Raw genomic sequence first — 536 nt, 5'->3', positions numbered from 1 at the left:
TTTCAATATGACCACCAGAATAGCCTGATACGACATCAACTACGCCAGTCAACTGTTCCAAATCCGATTCTGTACACCAGAAACAGCCGCCAGCCAGTGTGGCGATTTCTGTATTCTCTAAAGCCTTCATCTTATCCATCGTATCGGCGGTGCCTGCTTTACTCAAAAGTAGGAACAAGACAGGAAGTGCGAAAGAGAATCCGACCAATAACTTAGATATATTCTTCATAGCTACCTCAACGTTGTTTTCCGTAGAAAGTGTGACTGAAATAAAAAGTGCTACGTAAATAGAAAGGCAACAGAGCGAAAAAATTACAGCGATTTTTAAAATTCCGTTGCCCTTTTTGATAAGAAAGATACAGTATCGGCACGAAATACACCGCTCAATCGGGCAAAAGTTACACCCAACGAGCGATGCCAAAATGAGGTAAACCATGCAAGCAGAAGTTAAATGGGTCGAAGATTTTAAATTCCTCGGTCAATCGCAGTCCGGTCACTCAATCGTGATGGATGGTAACGGTGGTGCAACGGCACCA

The 536-nt window shown here is 43.1% G+C and carries 1 protein-coding gene and 1 pseudogene; one reads left to right on the top strand and one right to left on the bottom strand.

Going from position 1 to position 536, the window contains the following annotated elements; all coding sequences use genetic code 11:
- Positions 1-229: peptide-methionine (S)-S-oxide reductase (locus R7190_RS30165; protein WP_318138248.1), on the bottom strand; the 229-nt coding region annotated here is incomplete at its 3' end.
- Positions 230-434: 205 nt separating this feature from the next.
- On the opposite strand from R7190_RS30165, the pseudogene R7190_RS30160 reads away from it, so the two are divergent.
- Positions 435-536, top strand: a pseudogene (locus tag R7190_RS30160) (osmotically inducible protein OsmC); the annotation flags it as partial.

This window comes from Vibrio sp. 1078-1, from assembly GCF_033340475.1.
The sequence above is the reverse complement of the archived record's forward strand: the minus strand, read 5'-3'. Positions and strand labels throughout refer to the sequence as shown.